This is a genomic window from Streptomyces flavofungini, from assembly GCF_014650815.1.
Classification (GTDB): Bacteria; Actinomycetota; Actinomycetes; order Streptomycetales; family Streptomycetaceae; genus Streptomyces; species Streptomyces flavofungini.
The window spans coordinates 1-16,114 of the sequence record NZ_BMVR01000036.1 but is presented as its reverse complement, the minus strand read 5'-3'; the positions used below and the strand labels follow the sequence as shown (position 1 = coordinate 16,114).

The 16,114-nt window shown below is 70.6% G+C and carries 15 protein-coding genes; 6 read left to right on the top strand and 9 right to left on the bottom strand.

Going from position 1 to position 16,114, the window contains the following annotated elements:
- Positions 1-347: 347 nt before the first annotated feature.
- On the bottom strand, positions 348-989 hold the full coding sequence (locus IE274_RS38725; protein ID WP_190120648.1) for a DNA-3-methyladenine glycosylase: 642 nt from the start codon (positions 987-989) through the stop codon (positions 348-350).
- Between the two features lie 193 nt (positions 990-1,182).
- On the opposite strand from IE274_RS38725, the gene IE274_RS38720 reads away from it, so the two are divergent.
- The 3 genes from IE274_RS38720 to IE274_RS38710 all read left to right on the top strand — a co-directional run bounded on the left by IE274_RS38720 (position 1,183) and on the right by IE274_RS38710 (position 3,282).
- Entirely contained in the window at positions 1,183-1,965 is a 783-nt protein-coding gene (locus IE274_RS38720; RefSeq protein ID WP_190120647.1) for a sporulation protein, read from the top strand.
- Between the two features lie 85 nt (positions 1,966-2,050).
- Positions 2,051-2,590, top strand: coding sequence for a YbhB/YbcL family Raf kinase inhibitor-like protein (locus tag IE274_RS38715; RefSeq protein WP_190120646.1), 540 nt, complete (start codon positions 2,051-2,053; stop codon positions 2,588-2,590).
- Positions 2,591-2,775: 185 nt separating this feature from the next.
- On the top strand, positions 2,776-3,282 hold the full coding sequence (locus IE274_RS38710; protein WP_190120645.1) for an HNH endonuclease: 507 nt from the start codon (positions 2,776-2,778) through the stop codon (positions 3,280-3,282).
- Positions 3,283-3,392: 110 nt separating this feature from the next.
- Here the strand turns inward: IE274_RS38710 and IE274_RS38705 are convergent, their stop codons facing one another.
- From IE274_RS38705 to IE274_RS38695, 3 genes are all read right to left on the bottom strand, one after another.
- Positions 3,393-4,340, bottom strand: coding sequence for an SPFH domain-containing protein (locus IE274_RS38705; protein WP_190120644.1), 948 nt, complete (start codon positions 4,338-4,340; stop codon positions 3,393-3,395).
- 203 nt (positions 4,341-4,543) lie between these two features.
- Positions 4,544-4,972, bottom strand: a complete 429-nt coding sequence (locus tag IE274_RS38700; protein ID WP_190120643.1) for an NfeD family protein — start codon at positions 4,970-4,972, stop codon at positions 4,544-4,546.
- A gap of 48 nt (positions 4,973-5,020) precedes the next feature.
- Positions 5,021-5,812 (bottom strand): ABC transporter ATP-binding protein, encoded by a 792-nt coding sequence (locus IE274_RS38695; protein ID WP_190120642.1) that lies wholly within the window; start codon positions 5,810-5,812, stop codon positions 5,021-5,023.
- A gap of 130 nt (positions 5,813-5,942) precedes the next feature.
- Between IE274_RS38695 and IE274_RS38690 the strand changes: the two genes are divergently transcribed.
- The gene (locus tag IE274_RS38690) at positions 5,943-6,749 is read left to right on the top strand and encodes an Rv1486c family protein (RefSeq protein ID WP_190120641.1); all 807 of its coding nucleotides are present in this window, start codon (positions 5,943-5,945) and stop codon (positions 6,747-6,749) included.
- 150 nt (positions 6,750-6,899) lie between these two features.
- Here IE274_RS38690 and IE274_RS38685 read toward each other — a convergent pair whose 3' ends face one another.
- The 4 genes from IE274_RS38685 to IE274_RS38670 all read right to left on the bottom strand — a co-directional run bounded on the left by IE274_RS38685 (position 6,900) and on the right by IE274_RS38670 (position 9,596).
- Positions 6,900-7,142 (bottom strand): chaplin, encoded by a 243-nt coding sequence (locus tag IE274_RS38685; protein WP_190120640.1) that lies wholly within the window; start codon positions 7,140-7,142, stop codon positions 6,900-6,902.
- A 233-nt stretch (positions 7,143-7,375) separates the two neighbouring features.
- Positions 7,376-7,621 carry a chaplin gene (locus IE274_RS38680; protein WP_190120639.1) on the bottom strand — a complete coding sequence of 82 codons (246 nt, stop codon included), beginning with the start codon at positions 7,619-7,621 and terminating at the stop codon, positions 7,376-7,378.
- Positions 7,622-7,795: 174 nt separating this feature from the next.
- The gene (locus tag IE274_RS38675) at positions 7,796-8,458 is read right to left on the bottom strand and encodes a response regulator (RefSeq protein WP_307822211.1); all 663 of its coding nucleotides are present in this window, start codon (positions 8,456-8,458) and stop codon (positions 7,796-7,798) included.
- Complete coding sequence (locus tag IE274_RS38670; RefSeq protein ID WP_190120638.1) at positions 8,451-9,596, bottom strand: GAF domain-containing sensor histidine kinase; 1,146 nt, start codon at positions 9,594-9,596, stop codon at positions 8,451-8,453. Before IE274_RS38670 ends, IE274_RS38675 begins: the two co-directional genes overlap by 8 nt.
- Before the next feature lie 629 nt (positions 9,597-10,225).
- Here IE274_RS38670 and IE274_RS38665 point away from each other — a divergent pair.
- The gene (locus IE274_RS38665; RefSeq protein WP_190120637.1) at positions 10,226-10,909 is read left to right on the top strand and encodes a transglycosylase SLT domain-containing protein; all 684 of its coding nucleotides are present in this window, start codon (positions 10,226-10,228) and stop codon (positions 10,907-10,909) included.
- A gap of 108 nt (positions 10,910-11,017) precedes the next feature.
- On the opposite strand, the gene IE274_RS38660 is transcribed toward IE274_RS38665, so the two are convergent.
- On the bottom strand, positions 11,018-13,672 hold the full coding sequence (locus IE274_RS38660; RefSeq protein WP_190120636.1) for an ABC transporter ATP-binding protein/permease: 2,655 nt from the start codon (positions 13,670-13,672) through the stop codon (positions 11,018-11,020).
- 378 nt (positions 13,673-14,050) lie between these two features.
- Here IE274_RS38660 and IE274_RS38655 point away from each other — a divergent pair, with 378 nt between their 5' ends.
- Positions 14,051-15,979: a streptophobe family protein gene (locus IE274_RS38655; RefSeq protein ID WP_190120635.1), complete on the top strand. Its 1,929-nt coding sequence runs from the start codon at positions 14,051-14,053 to the stop codon at positions 15,977-15,979.
- The last annotated feature ends 135 nt before the right edge of the window (positions 15,980-16,114 follow it).

Below are 16,114 nucleotides of genomic sequence, written 5' to 3'. Positions count from 1 at the left end.
ACGGACGCTTCCTTTGTACTCACCCTCTCGGGCTTTCCTCCGGGCGCTTCCCTTCAGTATTTCGTGTTTCCAACCTTACCAGATCCTTTTCCGTTCCGTTCCCGGTTCGGATTTCAATTCCGGTGGCCGTTGGAGGGCCTTGCCTTTCGGCGTGTTCACTACGTTAGCGGATTTCCCTGGCAACTCATAATCGAGCTTCGCGGATTCGAATTTCGGCATGCGGACATGCGAAACAGGACCCCGCTGAAGGGAAGTCGTAGGTAGTGGTTGGCCGCTTCCGGCTGCTGGCTGAAAGCCGTACCCGGGTCAAGCGGCTCGGGCTACATTACGGAACCACCAACGCCGCGTCAAGTTCTGGGGCGTCGAGGTGTATGAGCCCGATAAGGGCTCACCGTAGGGTCGTTGGCCGTCCAGAAGCGCCAGGGGTGGCCGCTGCCCTCACCCCCCACTCCCGTGCGCGGGCCGTTCCTGACCTGGTCGGGATCTATAGGTGTGCCGGTGAGGATGCGCAAGGGGGCGTCGGGGCCCGCGCAGACGTCGGTGCCGTCGAGGCGTCGGTCCACGTCGAGAGCGGTGGCGAGGCGAGCGGGGCCTTTGGCCAGTTCCTTGTCGTTTCGGGCCGAGAGTCGTCGTACCCGAGCGAGTTCCGCGCCCTCGGTGATCTCACCGGCCCGCAGCAGGACGCCGCTCGCCTGCCCCTCCGGACCGCACACCAGGTTGAGGCAGTGCCACATGCCGTAGGTGAAGTAGACGTACGCGTGCCCGGGCGGGCCGAACATCACGCCGTTGCGGGCCGTGCGGCCGCGATAGGCGTGGGAGCCCGGGTCCGCTTCCCCCGCGTAGGCCTCGACCTCCGTGAGGCGCAGCTCGATCGGACCGTCCGGGGTGTCGCGCACCAGGACGCGGCCGAGCAGGTCGGGCGCCACGTCGAGCACGGGGCGGTCGAAGAAGTGCCGGGGCAGGGGCGTACGGTCAGGGGCCGCGATCATGCCGTACGAGCGTAGTGCACCGAACGTGTACGGGTTTGGCGTGGAGGGTGGCCCTCGGGGCTTCGCGCAGGGAGGGTGTGGCGCGAGGCATCGGTGCGGAACCGCGCGCGGGCCGTTTGCGTTTGTACGTAGTCGAAGGTCGACGATCGATCGATCCAGTCAACACCACAGGCGGCGCCTGGGGAGGAGAGTCATGGGGTTCAAGAAGCTGCTGGCGAGTCTGGGTGCCGGTGGGGCCTCCGTCGAGACGGTGCTGACCGAGGCCAACGTCGTGCCGGGCGGTGTTGTCCAGGGCGAGGTGCGCATCCAGGGCGGGAACGTCGACCAGCAGATCGAGGCGCTGTCCGTCGGCCTGCAGGCGCGCGTCGAGGTCGAGGGCAACGACCAGGAGACCAAGCAGGACATCGAGTTCACCAAGCAGCGGCTCGGCGGTGCCTTCGAGCTGAAGGCGAACGCGGTGCACGCGGTGCCGTTCGGGCTCGACATCCCCTGGGAGACGCCCATCACCCACTTCGCGGGGCGCCAGCTGCACGGCATGAACATCGGTGTGACCACGGAGCTGGAGATCGCCCGCGCGGTGGACTCCGGTGACCTGGACCCGGTGAACGTGCACCCGCTGCCGGCGCAGCAGGCCGTCCTCGACGCCTTCGGCCAGCTCGGCTTCCGCTTCAAGAGCGCCGACATGGAGCGCGGCCACATCCGCGGCACCCGGCAGAAGCTGCCCTTCTACCAGGAGATCGAGTTCTTCCCGCCGGAGCAGTACCGCGGTCTGAACCAGGTCGAGCTGACCTTCGTCGCGGACGACCGCGAGATGGACGTCGTCCTGGAGATGGACAAGAAGCCGGGCCTGTTCAGCGAGGGCAGCGACTCGTACAAGTCGTTCAAGGTCGGGCTGCACGACTACCAGGGCACGGACTGGGCGGCGTACCTCAACGAGTGGCTGTCCCAGGTCGGCAGCAAGCGCAACTGGTTCTAGGCTCGGCGACGGCGAGCGATCGCCGAGATCGCCGTACGGGAATCGCCGTACTGAACCGAACCGGAACCGATCAGGAGGTGCCTACGTGACCGAGGTCAAGAGGCCGCCGCTGCCCCATGACTTCCACCCGCCCGTGCCGTCGTTCACGGTCGTGAGCGCGGACTTCGAGCAGGGCGCGGTGCTCAAGGACGCCCAGGTGTACGCGGCCGGGAACACCTCGCCGCAGCTGCGGTGGGAGGGCTTCCCGCCGGAGACGAAGAGCTTCGCCGTGACCTGCTTCGACCCGGACGCCCCGACGGGGAGCGGGTTCTGGCACTGGTCGGTGTTCGACATCCCGGCCGCGGTGACGGAGCTGCCCGTCGGTGCGGGCAGCGGCAAGTTCGAGGGCCTCCCGGAGAGCGCGGTGCAGGTGCGCAACGACTACGGGACGAAGGACTTCGGCGGCGCCGCCCCGCCGCCCGGTGACCCCGCGCACCGCTATGTGTTCACCGTGTACGCGGTCGACCAGGAGAAGCTCGGCCCGGACTCGGACGCCTCGCCCGCCGTCGTCGGCTTCAACCTGCGGTTCCACACGCTGGCCCGCGCCACCGTCGTCGCCGAGTACGCGGCGGTCGCCGACAGTTAGTCGATGCCCGGCGTGCACCGCCCGCGTTCACGTCAGCTCAGCGTTCATTGAACGTTTGCCCGCCTCTGGTCTTGGAAGTGATCAGGGGCGGGCATCTTTTATTGCGTTGTCCTACCCGGCGTGCCCGGCCAGAGTTGATCCAAGCCCGCCAAGGGGTGGGCCGGTGCACACGGGAGGTGGGCGAGATGCGGGACACGCTGGTACTGAACGCAAGCTTCGAACCGCTGTCGACGGTGACGCTGAACCGCGCCGTCGTGCTGGTGCTGCAGGACAAGGCCGTTGTCGAGCAGGCCCACCCCGCGCTGCGCGTGCGCGCTGCCGCCGTCGAGCTTCCGGTGCCGCGGGTGATCAGGCTGTGCCGGTATGTACGGGTGCCCTTCCGAAGACGGGCTCCGTGGTCGCGGCGCGGAGTCCTGGTACGGGACCAGCACCGGTGCGCGTACTGCGGCAGACGCGCGACGACCGTGGACCACGTGGTGCCGCGCTCCCAGGGCGGTGCGGACTCCTGGCTGAACACGGTGGCGTCGTGCGCGGTGGACAACCACCGCAAGGCGGACCGCACGCCGGAGCAGGCCGGGATGCCGCTGCTCCGCCAGCCCTTCGAGCCGACCCCGGCGGACGCGATGCTGCTCGCCCTCGGGCGGGACGGCTACGAGGCCCTGCCGAACTGGCTGGCGCAGCCCGCCGCCTGAGCGGTTCGCCGCTGACGTGGCCCGTGCGTACGACGGTTCCGCGCGTACGACTGTGGGGCCGCCCTCCTCCGGGAGGGCGGCCCCACAGTCGTACGTACCGTAAGTCGCCGTCAGTCGATCGGCGGCTGTTCGCGGCGCTCGACGCCGCCGGAGCTCTTCCCGCCTCCGGAGCCGCCGCCCGAGAGCGGGCCGAAGTTGCCGAGCGCGCCGCCGAGGCCCTTGAGGGCGTCGCCGATCTCGCTGGGCACGATCCAGAGCTTGTTGGCATCGCCCTCGGCGATCTTCGGGAGCATCTGGAGGTACTGGTAGGAGAGGAGCTTCTGGTCCGGGTCGCCCGCGTGGATGGACTCGAAGACCGTGCGGATCGCCTGGGCCTCACCCTCGGCGCGCAGGGCCGCGGCCCGTGCCTCACCTTCGGCGCGCAGGATCGCGGACTGCTTCTCGCCCTCGGCGCGCAGGATCTCGGACTGGCGGACACCCTCGGCCTGGAGGATCGCGGCGCGCTTGTCACGGTCGGCGCGCATCTGCTTCTCCATCGAGTCCTGGATGGAGGTGGGCGGCTCGATCGCCTTCAGCTCGACGCGGTTGACGCGGATGCCCCACTTGCCGGTGGCCTCGTCGAGGACGCCGCGCAGGGCCGCGTTGATCTCCTCGCGGGAGGTCAGGGTCCGCTCCAGGTCCATGCCACCGATGATGTTGCGCAGGGTGGTGACGGTGAGCTGCTCGATCGCCTGGATGTAGCTGGCGACCTCGTACGTCGCGGCGCGGGCGTCGGTGACCTGGTAGTAGATGACCGTGTCGATGTTCACGACCAGGTTGTCCTGGGTGATCACCGGCTGGGGCGGGAAGGGGACGACCTGTTCACGCAGGTCGATGCGGTTGCGGATGGAGTCGATGAACGGGACGACGATGTTCAGGCCCGCGTTCAGGGTGCGGGTGTAGCGGCCGAAGCGCTCCACGATGGCGGCGCTGGCCTGCGGGATGACCTGGATCGTCTTGATCAGGGCGATGAAGACCAGCACCACCAGAATGATCAGGACGATGATGATTGGTTCCATCGTGGCTCCCCGTACCCTTCTTGCTTCGGTGTTCGTGGATTGCTGCGGTGTCCCGGAAGATCTTGGGATCTCGCCGGTCGAGTCTGTCAGAACGGCGCGCGGCCCGTGGGCCGTTCGGATCACCTGCCGTCACGGGCCGTCGCTTTCACGGCAGTTGGGCCCCGGAGCCGGGCAGTCCGGCCCCGCGCGCACCTGACCGGCGGTCAGATGACCACGGCCGTCGCTCCGTCGATCTCGACCACGTCCACCTCCTGGCCCGCCTCGAAGCTCTGGTCGTTGTCGAGCGGCCGCGCCGACCAGATCTCCCCCGCCAGCTTGATGCGCCCGCCGGAGGCGTCGACCCGCTCCATGACGACCGCCGATCTGCCCTTCAACGCCTCGACCCCGCTGACGAGTTCGGGGCGCTGCGACCGGTGCCGGGCGGCGATCGGGCGTACGACCGCGATGAGGGCGACGGAGACGACGGCGAAGACCACCGTCTGCATCGCCACGCCACCGCCGAGGCCCGCGGTCACGGCGGCGGCGACCGCGCCGACGGCGAGCATGCCGAACTCCGGCATCGCGGTCATTACCAGCGGGATTCCGAGGGCGACCGCGCCGATCAGCCACCACACCCATGCGTCCATGTCCACATGTTCATGGTAGGTCCGCGGGTCCCGTTACCGACAGGGTGTGCGCGATCAGCTGAGCGGCAGGCCCTGGGCCGACCAGCGGTCGCCGCGCTGCTCGACGACCAGCGGCAGGCCGAAGCAGAGGGAGAGGTTGCGCGAGGTGAGCTCCAACTCCAGCGGTCCCGCCGCCATGACCTTGCCCTGGCGGATCATCAGGACGTGCGTGAAGCCGGGGGCGATCTCCTCGACGTGGTGCGTGACCATGATCATCGAGGGGGCGATGGGGTCGCGGGCGAGGCGGCCGAGACGGCGGACGAGGTCCTCGCGGCCGCCGAGGTCGAGGCCTGCGGCGGGCTCGTCGAGGAGCAGCAGCTCGGGGTCGGTCATCAGGGCGCGGGCGATCAGGGTGCGCTTGCGCTCGCCCTCGGAGAGGGTGCCGAACCGGCGGTCCAGGTAGTCGCTCATGCCGAGGCGGTCGAGGAAGGCGCGGGCGCGCTGCTCGTCGATGTCCTCGTAGTCCTCGTGCCAGCCGGCCGTCATGCCGTACGCCGCGGTGAGGACCGTCTGCAGGACGGTCTGGCTCTTGGGGAGTTTGTCGGCCATGGCGATGCCGGCCATGCCGATGCGGGGGCGCAGCTCGAAGACGTCGACCTTGCCGAGCTGCTCGCCGAGGATGGTGGCGGTGCCCTTGCTCGGGAAGAGGTAGCTGGACGCGACATTGAGGAGGGTGGTCTTGCCGGCGCCGTTCGGACCGAGGATGACCCAGCGCTCCCCTTCCTTGACCGACCAGGAGACCTGGTCCACCAGAGCCCGGCCCTCTCGGACCACGGATGCGTCCTTAAGCTCCAGTACATCGCTCATGAGCGCGTTGTCTCCCATTGCAGTCTCGGTGTCGCTCGCGTGTGCCCGCGTCTGTGGACGCGGCCCCCGGATAAAACCTACGCCACCGGCCGACCGTTCCCGTGCCGAGCCCGGTCCTTAGGCTGTGTGCATGCTCTCGGAACCACGTTCAGGACGCTTGGCCGCATGGGGGAACGCCCTTTTGGCCGGACTTGTTTCACCCGATGACGCGGTGCACGCGATCGTGGGCGACGACGCGGTGCACCGGGTCGACGGCCTGCCCGGCGAGTCGGCGCCGGTCGGCCTGACGCTCGCACTCGGCCGGTTGCGCGCGCTCGGGGTGACGGGGCTTCGGGTGGCGCTGCCCGCGCCGGGGCATCCGCTCGGCCTGAGCGGGCCGCCCGCCTTCAACGAGCGCGCGCTCGAGGCCGAGGAGGCGGTGGTCGCGACGGGTGCGCCGTACGGCTTGGTGCCGGAGGTGTACGAGGCGGGGCCCGAGGGTGGCGCCGCTGCCGCGGACGTCCATGTGGAGGTCGTGTGGCACTGTCTGCCGGTGCGGGAGGCGCCGCCCGCGGACGTGCCCTCCCTCGGTGAGGCGGAGCGGGAGCTCGCGGACGCGCTGCGGGAGGCCACGGAGGTGCTCGCGCGCCTTGACGTGGCGGCTTCGGGGCCGGTCGCGGAGGCCGCCATCGACGCGTACCGGGCGCGGGCCGAGCGGGGGCGCGAGGCGCTCGCCCCGGGGTATCCGCCGCGCGCGGTGCGGGTGTTGGAGCTGGCGCAGCGGGTCGGGCTGCTGATTTCGGTGGCGTACGAGAACGGGCACGGCGGGGCGGTGAGCGCGTCGCAGATGGGGGCGCGGGCGGAGGCGCTGCGGCCGGTGGAGCGGGTGGCACGGCGGGCGCAGGTGGCGGCGTACAACGCGTATGTGGAGGAGCGGGAGCGGGGCGACGGGAGGTAGGTCCCGGCGGGGCGGGGGCCGAGAGGCAGGTCCTGGCCGGGGCCGGGCGCCGGTGCCAGAGGGCCCCGCGGACCGGGTGGTCCGCGGGGCCCTCTGCCCGCAGGGTGGCGTGCGCCTAACGGAGAAGGCGTCCGGCCCGGGGGCAGCGTGTCACTTGTTGACCGACTCGTTGGCGAAGGCCGGGTTCAGGATGCCGACGACGTTCACGCTGTTGCCGGTGGCGTTCACCGGGATGTGGATCGGGGCCTGGACGAGGTTGCCGGAGCCGATGCCCGGGGAGTTCTTGGCGTTGCCGTCCGCGTGCGCGTCGGTGGCGAGGGCGGCTCCGGCGGAGGCGCCCACGGCGATACCGGCGACGGCGACGGCCAGGGCGGCCTTCTTGGCGATGTTCATGGGTGTGTTCCTTCTGCTGACGGGGTGACCCCGGCTGTGGGGTCAGGCGGTGTGCGTCGTGGCAGCGGGGGTGCCGGGGATCCGGTGGAGACCGGGGGTCCCGGGGACGCGAAGGGCGCCTGGACGGCGGAGGTGGGCGAGAACGTGACCGGCCCCGCGTACGGGGTGCGCGCGGGGCCGGTCGGCCGCGGCGGCGATCGCGTGACCGCGATCGCCGGATCGCGCGGGTGCGATCAGATGTTCTCGCAGACGTTCCCGAACGTCGGGTTCAGGACGCCGACGACGGAGACGCTGTTGCCGCAGGCGTTCACCGGGATGTGGACCGGGGCCTGGACCAGGTTGCCGGAGACGATGCCGGGGGAGTTCTTGGCCACGCCGTCGGCGTTCGCGCCACCGTGGGCGGAGGCGATGCCGGCACCGGCGGCGACCAGGCCACCGGCCACCATCGTGACAGCGGCGGCCTTCTTGAGGTTCTTCACTTCTTGGATCCTCCTGAGCGGAAGCTGCGGCCAGCCGCCGCAGCACGCACTGGAGAACGCCGGAGGGCCGCTCGGGATGCGCCGAACGGGGGACATCCACACGACGGTATGAATCTCAGCCCGGAACGCGACGGTCCGTGCTGACAACGGGCCCGCCCCGAGGACCTGCGGAAATCAGCCCGCGACGCCGTGGCGCACGGCCCACAGGGCCGCCTGGGTGCGGTCGGCGAGGTCCAGCTTCATGAGGATGTTCGAGACATGTGTCTTGACGGTCTTCTCGGAGAGGACGAGGGCGCGGGCGATCTCGCGGTTGGACCGGCCGTCCGCTATCAGGCCGAGTACCTCGCGCTCCCGCTCGGTGAGGGAGCCGCCCCTCCCCTGCGAGCTGTTGGCCTCTTCCTGAGAGAGCAGCGCGCCCGCGACCTCCGGCTGGAGCAGGACGTGTCCGGCGTGCACGGAGCGGATGGCGCCAGCGAGGGCGTCGGGGTCCACGTCCTTATAGACGTAGCCCGCCGCGCCCGCGCGCAGGGCCGGGACGACCGTGCGCTGCTCGGTGAAGCTCGTGACGATCAGCACGCGCGCGGGGTTGTCCAGCTCGCGGAGCTTGCGCAGCGCCTCGACGCCGTCCATGCCGGGCATCTTGACGTCCATCAGGACGACGTCCGGCTTCAGCTCCTGTGCGGCCGCGACGCCCTCGGCGCCGTCGGAGGCCTCGCCGACGACCTCGATGTCCTCCTGGATCTCCAGGAACGTGCGCAGGCCGCGGCGGACCACCTGGTGGTCGTCGACCAGCAGCACCCGGATCCCTGCCTTCGTATTGAGCACAACGTCAGCCACCGGGGACCTCCATCTCGATCGTCGTGCCCTTGCCGGGCTCCGACTCCACGGTCAGCTGTCCGCCGACCCCGCCCGCCCGGTCCCGCATGGAGACCAGGCCCAGGTGCCGCCCGGCGCGCCGGATGGCTCGCGGGTCGAACCCCTTGCCGTCGTCCGTGACGCGCAGCACCGCGCCGGGGCCGCGCTTCTCCAGGGCGACGGCGACGTGCTCCGCCTCCGCGTGCCGCAGGGCGTTGTGCAGGGCCTCCTGGGCGACCCGGAGCATGGCCTCCTCCTGGGAGGCGGGCAGGGCGCGCACGCCGCCGCTCTCGAAGGTGACGGTGGCGGAGTGGGCGCGGTCCAGGACCTGGCTGTGCGTCCGCAGGGTGGCGACCAGGCCGTCCTCGTCGAGGGCGGCGGGGCGCAGCTCCACGACGGCGGCGCGCAGCTCGTCGGCGGCCTCCGCGGCGAGGGCGGCCACCTGCTGGAGCTCGTCCTTGGCGCGGGTCGGGTCGCGGTCCACCAGGGCGGCCGCGGCCTGGGCGGTCAGGCGCAGGGAGAACAGCTTCTGGCTGACGGCGTCGTGCAGCTCGTGGGCGAGGCGGGAGCGCTCCTCGGCGATGGTCAGCTCACGGCTGCGTTCGTAGAGCCGGGCGTTCGTCAGGGCTATCGCGGCGTGCTGGGCGAGGATCGACAGGAGTTCCTCGTCGTCCTCGTCGAAGCCGCAGCCGCCCGCGGGCTTGACGCACTTCTTGTTCGCGAGGAACAGGGCGCCGAGGGTCTCGTCGCCGTACCGGATGGGGAGGCCGAGGAAGTCGGACATGTCCGGGTGGGCGGGCGGCCAGCCCTCGAAGCGGGGGTCCTCGCGCACGTCCGCGAGGCGCTCGGGCTCGGCCTTGCACAGCATCGCGGCGAGGATGCCGTGCTGGCGCGGCAGCGGGCCGATGGCCTTCCACTGCTCGTCGCTGACGCCGTCGACGACGAACTGGGCGAAGCCACCGTGGTCGTCGGGGACCCCGAGCGCCGCGTACTCCGCGTCGAGCAGCTCGCGGGCGGAGGCGACGATCGTCTTGAGGACGTCGCGCACCTCGAGCTGGCTGCTCATCGCGAGCAACGCCGAGCTGACCGCGTACAGCCCGGATCGGGGTCCTTGACTCATGGCACAACCGTACCGGCGGGGTGTGACGGTGCGTATCCGACCTGTGGCGGCCGGGCTCTAGGACCTGGGCCCTAGGCCCAGCGGACGGTGGGCGTTCGAGCTGCGGGATCCGGGCGGAGGCGTTATTACACGCGCGCGGGCGGGTGGGCACGCGGGAGGGAGTAAGGGGAGGCGGGAGAGGGAGCGGAACCAGGGGGAGGCCGGGACGGCCCTGGGGCTCGGTGGGACCCGGGCGGTAGGTCCTCTCTGCCGCTGGCATGAGGGTCGTGGCCCGCTCGTCATACCTGCGGAGGAGTTTGCTCACTGAGAGCATCACAGTCGCAACTGCTGGTGAGACTGTTACGTGCTCGATGTGAGCCCGCGCATAGGACGCACATCACGTACGAAGCCCCCTAGTGGACGTCAGGGCCCGGTAAAGAGGGGCTAAGGGCGGACATCCGGGACGTCGGCGCACCCCCTGATCCACTATCCGGCATCGTACGTCACTCCTTTGCCACAGAATTTTGCGCCCGCTAAGAATTGCTCCCGTCGCTCGGCGCCGCGGTCCTCGCACCGCGGCGTTTTGCCGGAAGCAACCTGTCCCCACCGGTTCAGAGCGGCCTCCCGATTTACGAAGAGGTCCATCTACGATGTCCAAGCTCGCCCCCTCTGGTCATAGTCGCTCCACTCTGACCAAGAACCAGAAGTTCTCGATCGCCGGTGTCGCCACCCTCGGTGCCGCCGCCCTCGCCTTCTCGATCGTGCCGGGCAGCTCCGACGACGCCCGGACCGAGGCCCTCGGGGCCAGCTCCGCCGCCTGGGCCGCCCCCGCCGACGCCCACGCGAGCGTCAGCAAGCAGCAGGCCAACGCCAGCAAGCGGGCCAAGGACGCGGTCGCGAAGGCCGCGGCCGACAAGAAGGCGGCCGACGAGGCCGCGGCAAAGAAGAAGGCCGAGGACGAGCGCAAGGTCAAGCAGGCCGCGAGCCGCTCCGCCGCCCGCAAGCCCGTCTACGCCAACAACCTCGACGGCTGGATCCGCCAGTCCCTGGACATCATGAAGTCCAAGGGCATCCCCGGTTCCTACGAGGGCCTGCACCGCAACATCATGCGCGAGTCCACGGGCAACCCGAACGCCATCAACGGCTGGGACGTCAACGCCCAGAACGGCACCCCGTCGATCGGCCTGCTCCAGGTCATCCAGCCGACGTTCAACGCGTACCACGTCGAGGGCACGTCCACGAACATCTACGACCCGGTCGCCAACATCGTCGCCGCGGCCAACTACGCGGCCGACAAGTACGGCTCGATGGACAACGTGAACGGCGCCTACTGAGTCGTACCCCCCCGGACCTCTTCAGCCGAGGCTCACAGACGCCGAAGGGCGGCACCCCGCACGGGGTGCCGCCCTTCTTCGCGTACGTACGCGACGTACCGCAGGCGTCTACTTGCGCATGACCTCCGGCTCGTGGCGGCGCAGGAAGCGGGCCACCAGGAAGCCGCAGAACGCGCCGAGGGCGAGCAGGGCGGCCATGTCCATCATGTAGGCGCCCGCCTCGTGGTCCCACAGCGGGTCGGTGGCGCCCGGGTCGTCCGGGTTGGGGCTGATCCGGTTGAAGTCCAGCGTGGCGCCGGCGGCTGCGACCGCCCAGCGCGACGGCATCAGGAACGAGAACTGATTGACGCCGACCGTGCCGTGCAGGATGAACAGGCACCCGGTGAACACGACCTGGATGATCGCGAACATGACCAGCAGCGGCATGGTCTTCTCCGCGGTCTTCACCAGGGCGGAGATGATCAGGCCGAACATCATCGAGGTGAAACCGAGCGCCATGATCGGCAGGGAGAGCTCGAGGAGCACCTGGCTGCCCAGGACCAGGCCCTCCTTCGGGATGTCACGGGTGGAGAAGCCGATCACGCCGACCAGCCCGCCCTGCAGCACGGTGATCGCGCCGAGGACGATGACCTTGGACATCAGGTACGCCGACCGGGACAGGCCGGTCGCCCGCTCCCGTTCGTAGATCACCCGTTCCTTGATCAGCTCACGGACCGAGTTGGCGGCGCCCGCGAAACAGGCGCCCACCGCGAGGATCAGCAGGACCGTGGTGGCCGTACCGTTCGGGATGATCTTGCCGGTCTTCGGGTTCACCACCGGCAGCAGGCCCTTGTCCGGGTCGATGAGCAGGCTCACCGCGCCGAGCACCGCGGGCAGGATCACCATCAGCGCCAGGAAGCCCCGGTCGGACACGATCACGGACACATAGCGGCGGATCAGGGTGAGGAGCTGTGAGCCCCAGCCCTGTGGCTTGGGCGGTGCGATCGCCTGCGGCGGCGGCATGTGTACGGACTGCGCGGCGACGGCGTCGATGTCCGCGGCGTACATCTGGTAGTGCTGCGAGCCCTTCCAGCGGCCCGCCCAGTCGTAGTCGCGGTAGTTCTCGAAGGCGGAGAAGACGTCGGCCCAGGTGCTGTAGCCGAAGAAGTTCAGGGCTTCCTCGGGCGGGCCGAAGTACGCCACCGAGCCGCCCGGCGCCATCACCAGGAGCTTGTCGCAGATGGCCAGCTCGGCCACCGAGTGCGTGACGACGAGGACCGTGCGGCCGTCGTCGGCGAGGCCGCGCAGCAGCTGCATGACGTCGCGGTCCATGCCCGGGTCGAGGCCGGAGGTCGGCTCGTCCAGGAAGATCAGCGACGGCTTGGTGAGCAGCTCCAGGGCCACCGACACGCGCTTGCGCTGGCCGCCGGAGAGGGAGGTGACCTTCTTCTCCTTGTGGATGTCCAGCTTCAGCTCGCGCAGCACCTCGTCTATGCGCTGCGCGCGCTCCTGCTCGCTGGTGTCGGCGGGGAAGCGCAGCTTGGCCGCGTACTTCAGCGCCTTCTTGACGGTCAGCTCCTTGTGCAGGATGTCGTCCTGCGGGACCAGACCGATGCGCTGGCGCAGCTCGGCGAACTGCTTGTACAGGTTCCGGTTGTCGTAGAGGACGTCGCCCTGGTTGGCGGGCCGGTAACCGGTGAGCGCCTTGAGCAGGGTGGACTTGCCGGAGCCCGACGGGCCGATGACCGCGATGAGGGACTTCTCCGGGACGCCGAAGGAGACGTCCTTGAGGATGTCCTTGCCGCCGTCGACCGTGACGGTCAGGTGGCGCGCGGAGAAGGAGACGTCACCGGTGTCGACGAACTCCTCGAGCCGGTCACCGACGACGCGGAACGTCGAGTGGCCGACGCCGACGATGTCGTTCGGGCCGATGAGGACCGTGGACGACTTCGCGATCGGCATGCCGTTGACGTACGTGCCGTTGTGCGAGCCGAGATCACGCAGCTCGAAGCGGCCGTCGGGCGTCGACGTGAACTCCGCGTGCTGCCGCGAGACCTGGAGGTCGGAGACCACCAGCTCGTTCTCCAGGGCACGGCCGATGGTCATCTTTCGGCCAAGCGAGAACTGGTGGTACGTCGTCGGGCTGCGGTCGCCGTAGACCGGTGGGGCCCCCGCCGCACCGCCGGATCCGATGCCCGCGCCCGGGCCCTGCTGCGGAGCCTGCTGCTGCGGCACCTGGTGCGGTGCCTGCTGGTGCTGCGCCTGGGCCTGGCCCTGCTGCGCCCAGGCTTGCTGCTGCGGCATCTGCTGCTGCGGCTGCTGGTGCGGCGCCTGGTACTGCTGCGGCGCCTGGTGCTGCGGCTGCTGATGCTGCTGCGAGGCCCAGCCCGGCGCCTCCTGCTGTCCCGGCTGACCCGCGGCGTGCTGCGGCGGCGCGTGCTGCGCCTGCTGCTGCGCCCCCGGCGCGGACACGGCCGCGGCGGCGCCCGCGCCGCCACCGGAGAGGATCAGCTGCGGGCCGTCGGTCGCGTTGCCCAGATGGACGGCCGAACCGGGGCCGATCTCCATCTGATGGATCCGCTGCCCCTGCACGAAGGTGCCGTTCGTGGAGCCGTGGTCCTCAATGACCCAACTGCGGCCGCCCCAGCTGATCGTCGCGTGCCGCCAGGAGACCCTGGCGTCGTCCAGCGCGATGTCACCCTGTGGATCGCGTCCAAGGGTGTATGGCCTGGACGAATCGAGCGTCCAGGTCCTGCCATTCAATTCCAGTACGAGTTCCGGCACTCCAGCCCCACTGAGTTGTCCCCCGAGTTGCCCCCATCATGGGGAGTCTAGGGATGTCGAACATCGGGAGGAACTATTTCAGGCGGAGGCCTCTGACCGAAAGTCGGGCCTTGTGAAGACTGCGTACGAGCCACTATGACTGCCCCGTTGACGGGGCAGATACCGCCCCGGAAAGTAGTAAGGGCTCTCAGCGAGTGCGGATCGCGTGCATATCGCGTATGCCACTCATGTCAGCGATGCCTGAAATGACGGGTATGCGCACAACGCCCGTTCTGTCGGCGCCGACTGCCATCCGTGCCATGCCCGGCATGCGCCTCCCGGGTTCCCCGGCGTGCCTCCGCACGAGGAGGGCGACGCGCTGCGAGCTCGGGGGGTCCCATGGAGACCGGCGGACACAAGGACGTACGGCGGGGCGTGCCCTGGGGTGATGTGCTGCTCTCCGCGCTCGCCGCGGTCAGCTGGGCGCTGATCGGCATGGCGGGCACGGCGGCCCTCGGCCTGCATCTGCTCGGCGCGGACTCCGCGGGCGCGCTCGGGCCGATGACGGCCGCGGCGATCGCCCTGGGCGTGGGGGGCTCCGTCACCCCGTCCGGTGATGTGTCGGCCTTCGGCCTCAAGGGCGCGGAGGCGACCACGGCCATCGACGTCACCCCGCTGGGCGTGAGTCTGGTGGGCGCGGTGCTGCTCTCCTACTTCTTCTTGCGTTCCTTGCGCGGTGCGGGAGTTGTGATCTCGCCCGGCGAACTCGTGGCCCGCGCGGGCGCGGTGATCGTACTCTTTCTCGGCATGCTCGGCGGTCTCGCCTGGGCCGGACACGATGTCATCACGATCAACGGCAAACAGCTCGGTATCGACAAGGGAATCGACAAAGGGCTCGACAAAGGTCTGGACAATCTCCCCGGCGGTATCGGCGACCGGATTCCCGACGGCCTCAAGGACATCGGCGGCATCGGGGACATCGGGGGGCTGCTGCCCGACCGGCTCGGCGACCTCGTCAAGGCGAAGGCCGCGGTCGGGTTCACGGTCGACACCGGGGCCACGCTGCTCGGCGGCGCGCTCTGGGTCGTCGCCGTGCTCCTGATCGCCCTCCTCGCCTCGCGGCGCACTCCCCTGCCGGCCGGGCTCGGCGCCCTGCACCGGCTCGTGCGGCCCGCCGCGTCCGCGCTGGTCTCGGTGATCCTGATGGCGGTGCTCGCCGGGGTCGCGGCGGCGGCGTACGCGATGATCGGCGACGAGCACCCGAAGCGGGTCGCGGGCGGCGCGCTGCTCGGCACACCGAACGGCGTGTTCCTCGGCCTGCCCGTGGGTCTCTTCGTCCCCTACGACGGCGAGGCCAAGGGTGCCCTGACGCGCTTCCTGCCGGACCCGGTGGACGATCTGCTGCGCGGCGACTCCAACAAGTCCCTGACCGTGGGGCGGCTCGCCGAGCTGGACAGCCGGGTCTGGCTGCTCGCGGTCGCGGCGATCGTCATGATGCTGTTCGCCGGTGTCCTGACGGCCGCACGCACCCCGCTGGGCCCGGGCGTCACCTCGGCACGCGACGTGAACGCCGTCAGCTTCGCCACCCGCTGCGCACTGTGGCTCGGCCTCGTCACGGCGGTCGCCCTGCCCCTGATGGCCTGGCTGACGGGCGTCTCCGCCGACGCCTCGGTATCGGTCCTCGGCTTCGACGGCTTCGGAGCCGGACTCGAACTCCACGGCAAGCTGGGCATGGCCCTGGTCCTCGGGGCCGTGTGGGGCGCGGCCGCGGGGGCCGCCGGGGCGCTGCTGGCACGGGCTACGGGAGCGGCCGGGAGCCATGCGGCGCCGCTGGCCCTCGGCGTCGACGAGGCGTCGCCCGGGGCGGGCCGGGAGCCGCCGGCGGTGCCCGCGGCTTCCGGGGCCGGGCCCTACCGGGAGAGCACGCCGTACCGCCCGCCTCGGGCGGAGACGAATCCGTACTTGCGGGTGCCGGAGGAATTGCGGGACGGAGGGTCCGGGCAGAGGCCTGGGCCGGGGGCCGGTCGCGGTGCGGGGGCGGGTGCCCCTCCAGGGGGTGGGAGGCCTCCCTCGGTGCCGTCGGCTGGGAGGGGTTCGCCCCGGGGCGAGGGAGGTCCGCCCCGCGCCGGTGGGCCTCCGCCCCGGGGCGGAGGGGTGCCTCCGCAGGTGAGTGGGGCTCCTACGGTGGCGGGGCCTGTGGTGCCGCCGGGTGAGCCGCCCAGGCGGGGGCGCCGGGGTGAGGAGGAGTGGCCGCCGCCTCCGCCGCCACCGCCACCTCCGCCGCCTCCCCCGCCCCGGGGTGGGGGGCCTCGGCGGCGGAAGGATTGAGGTGGGGGTTGCGGGGCGGAGGTCGAGGCTGGGCCGCCACGGCGGGGAGGGCGGAGGTGCGGCGCTGCGATGGCACGGCTGAGGTGAGGGGCCACCGCCGTGCGGTGGGAGCGAGCTACTGCGGTGGGGAGGGCG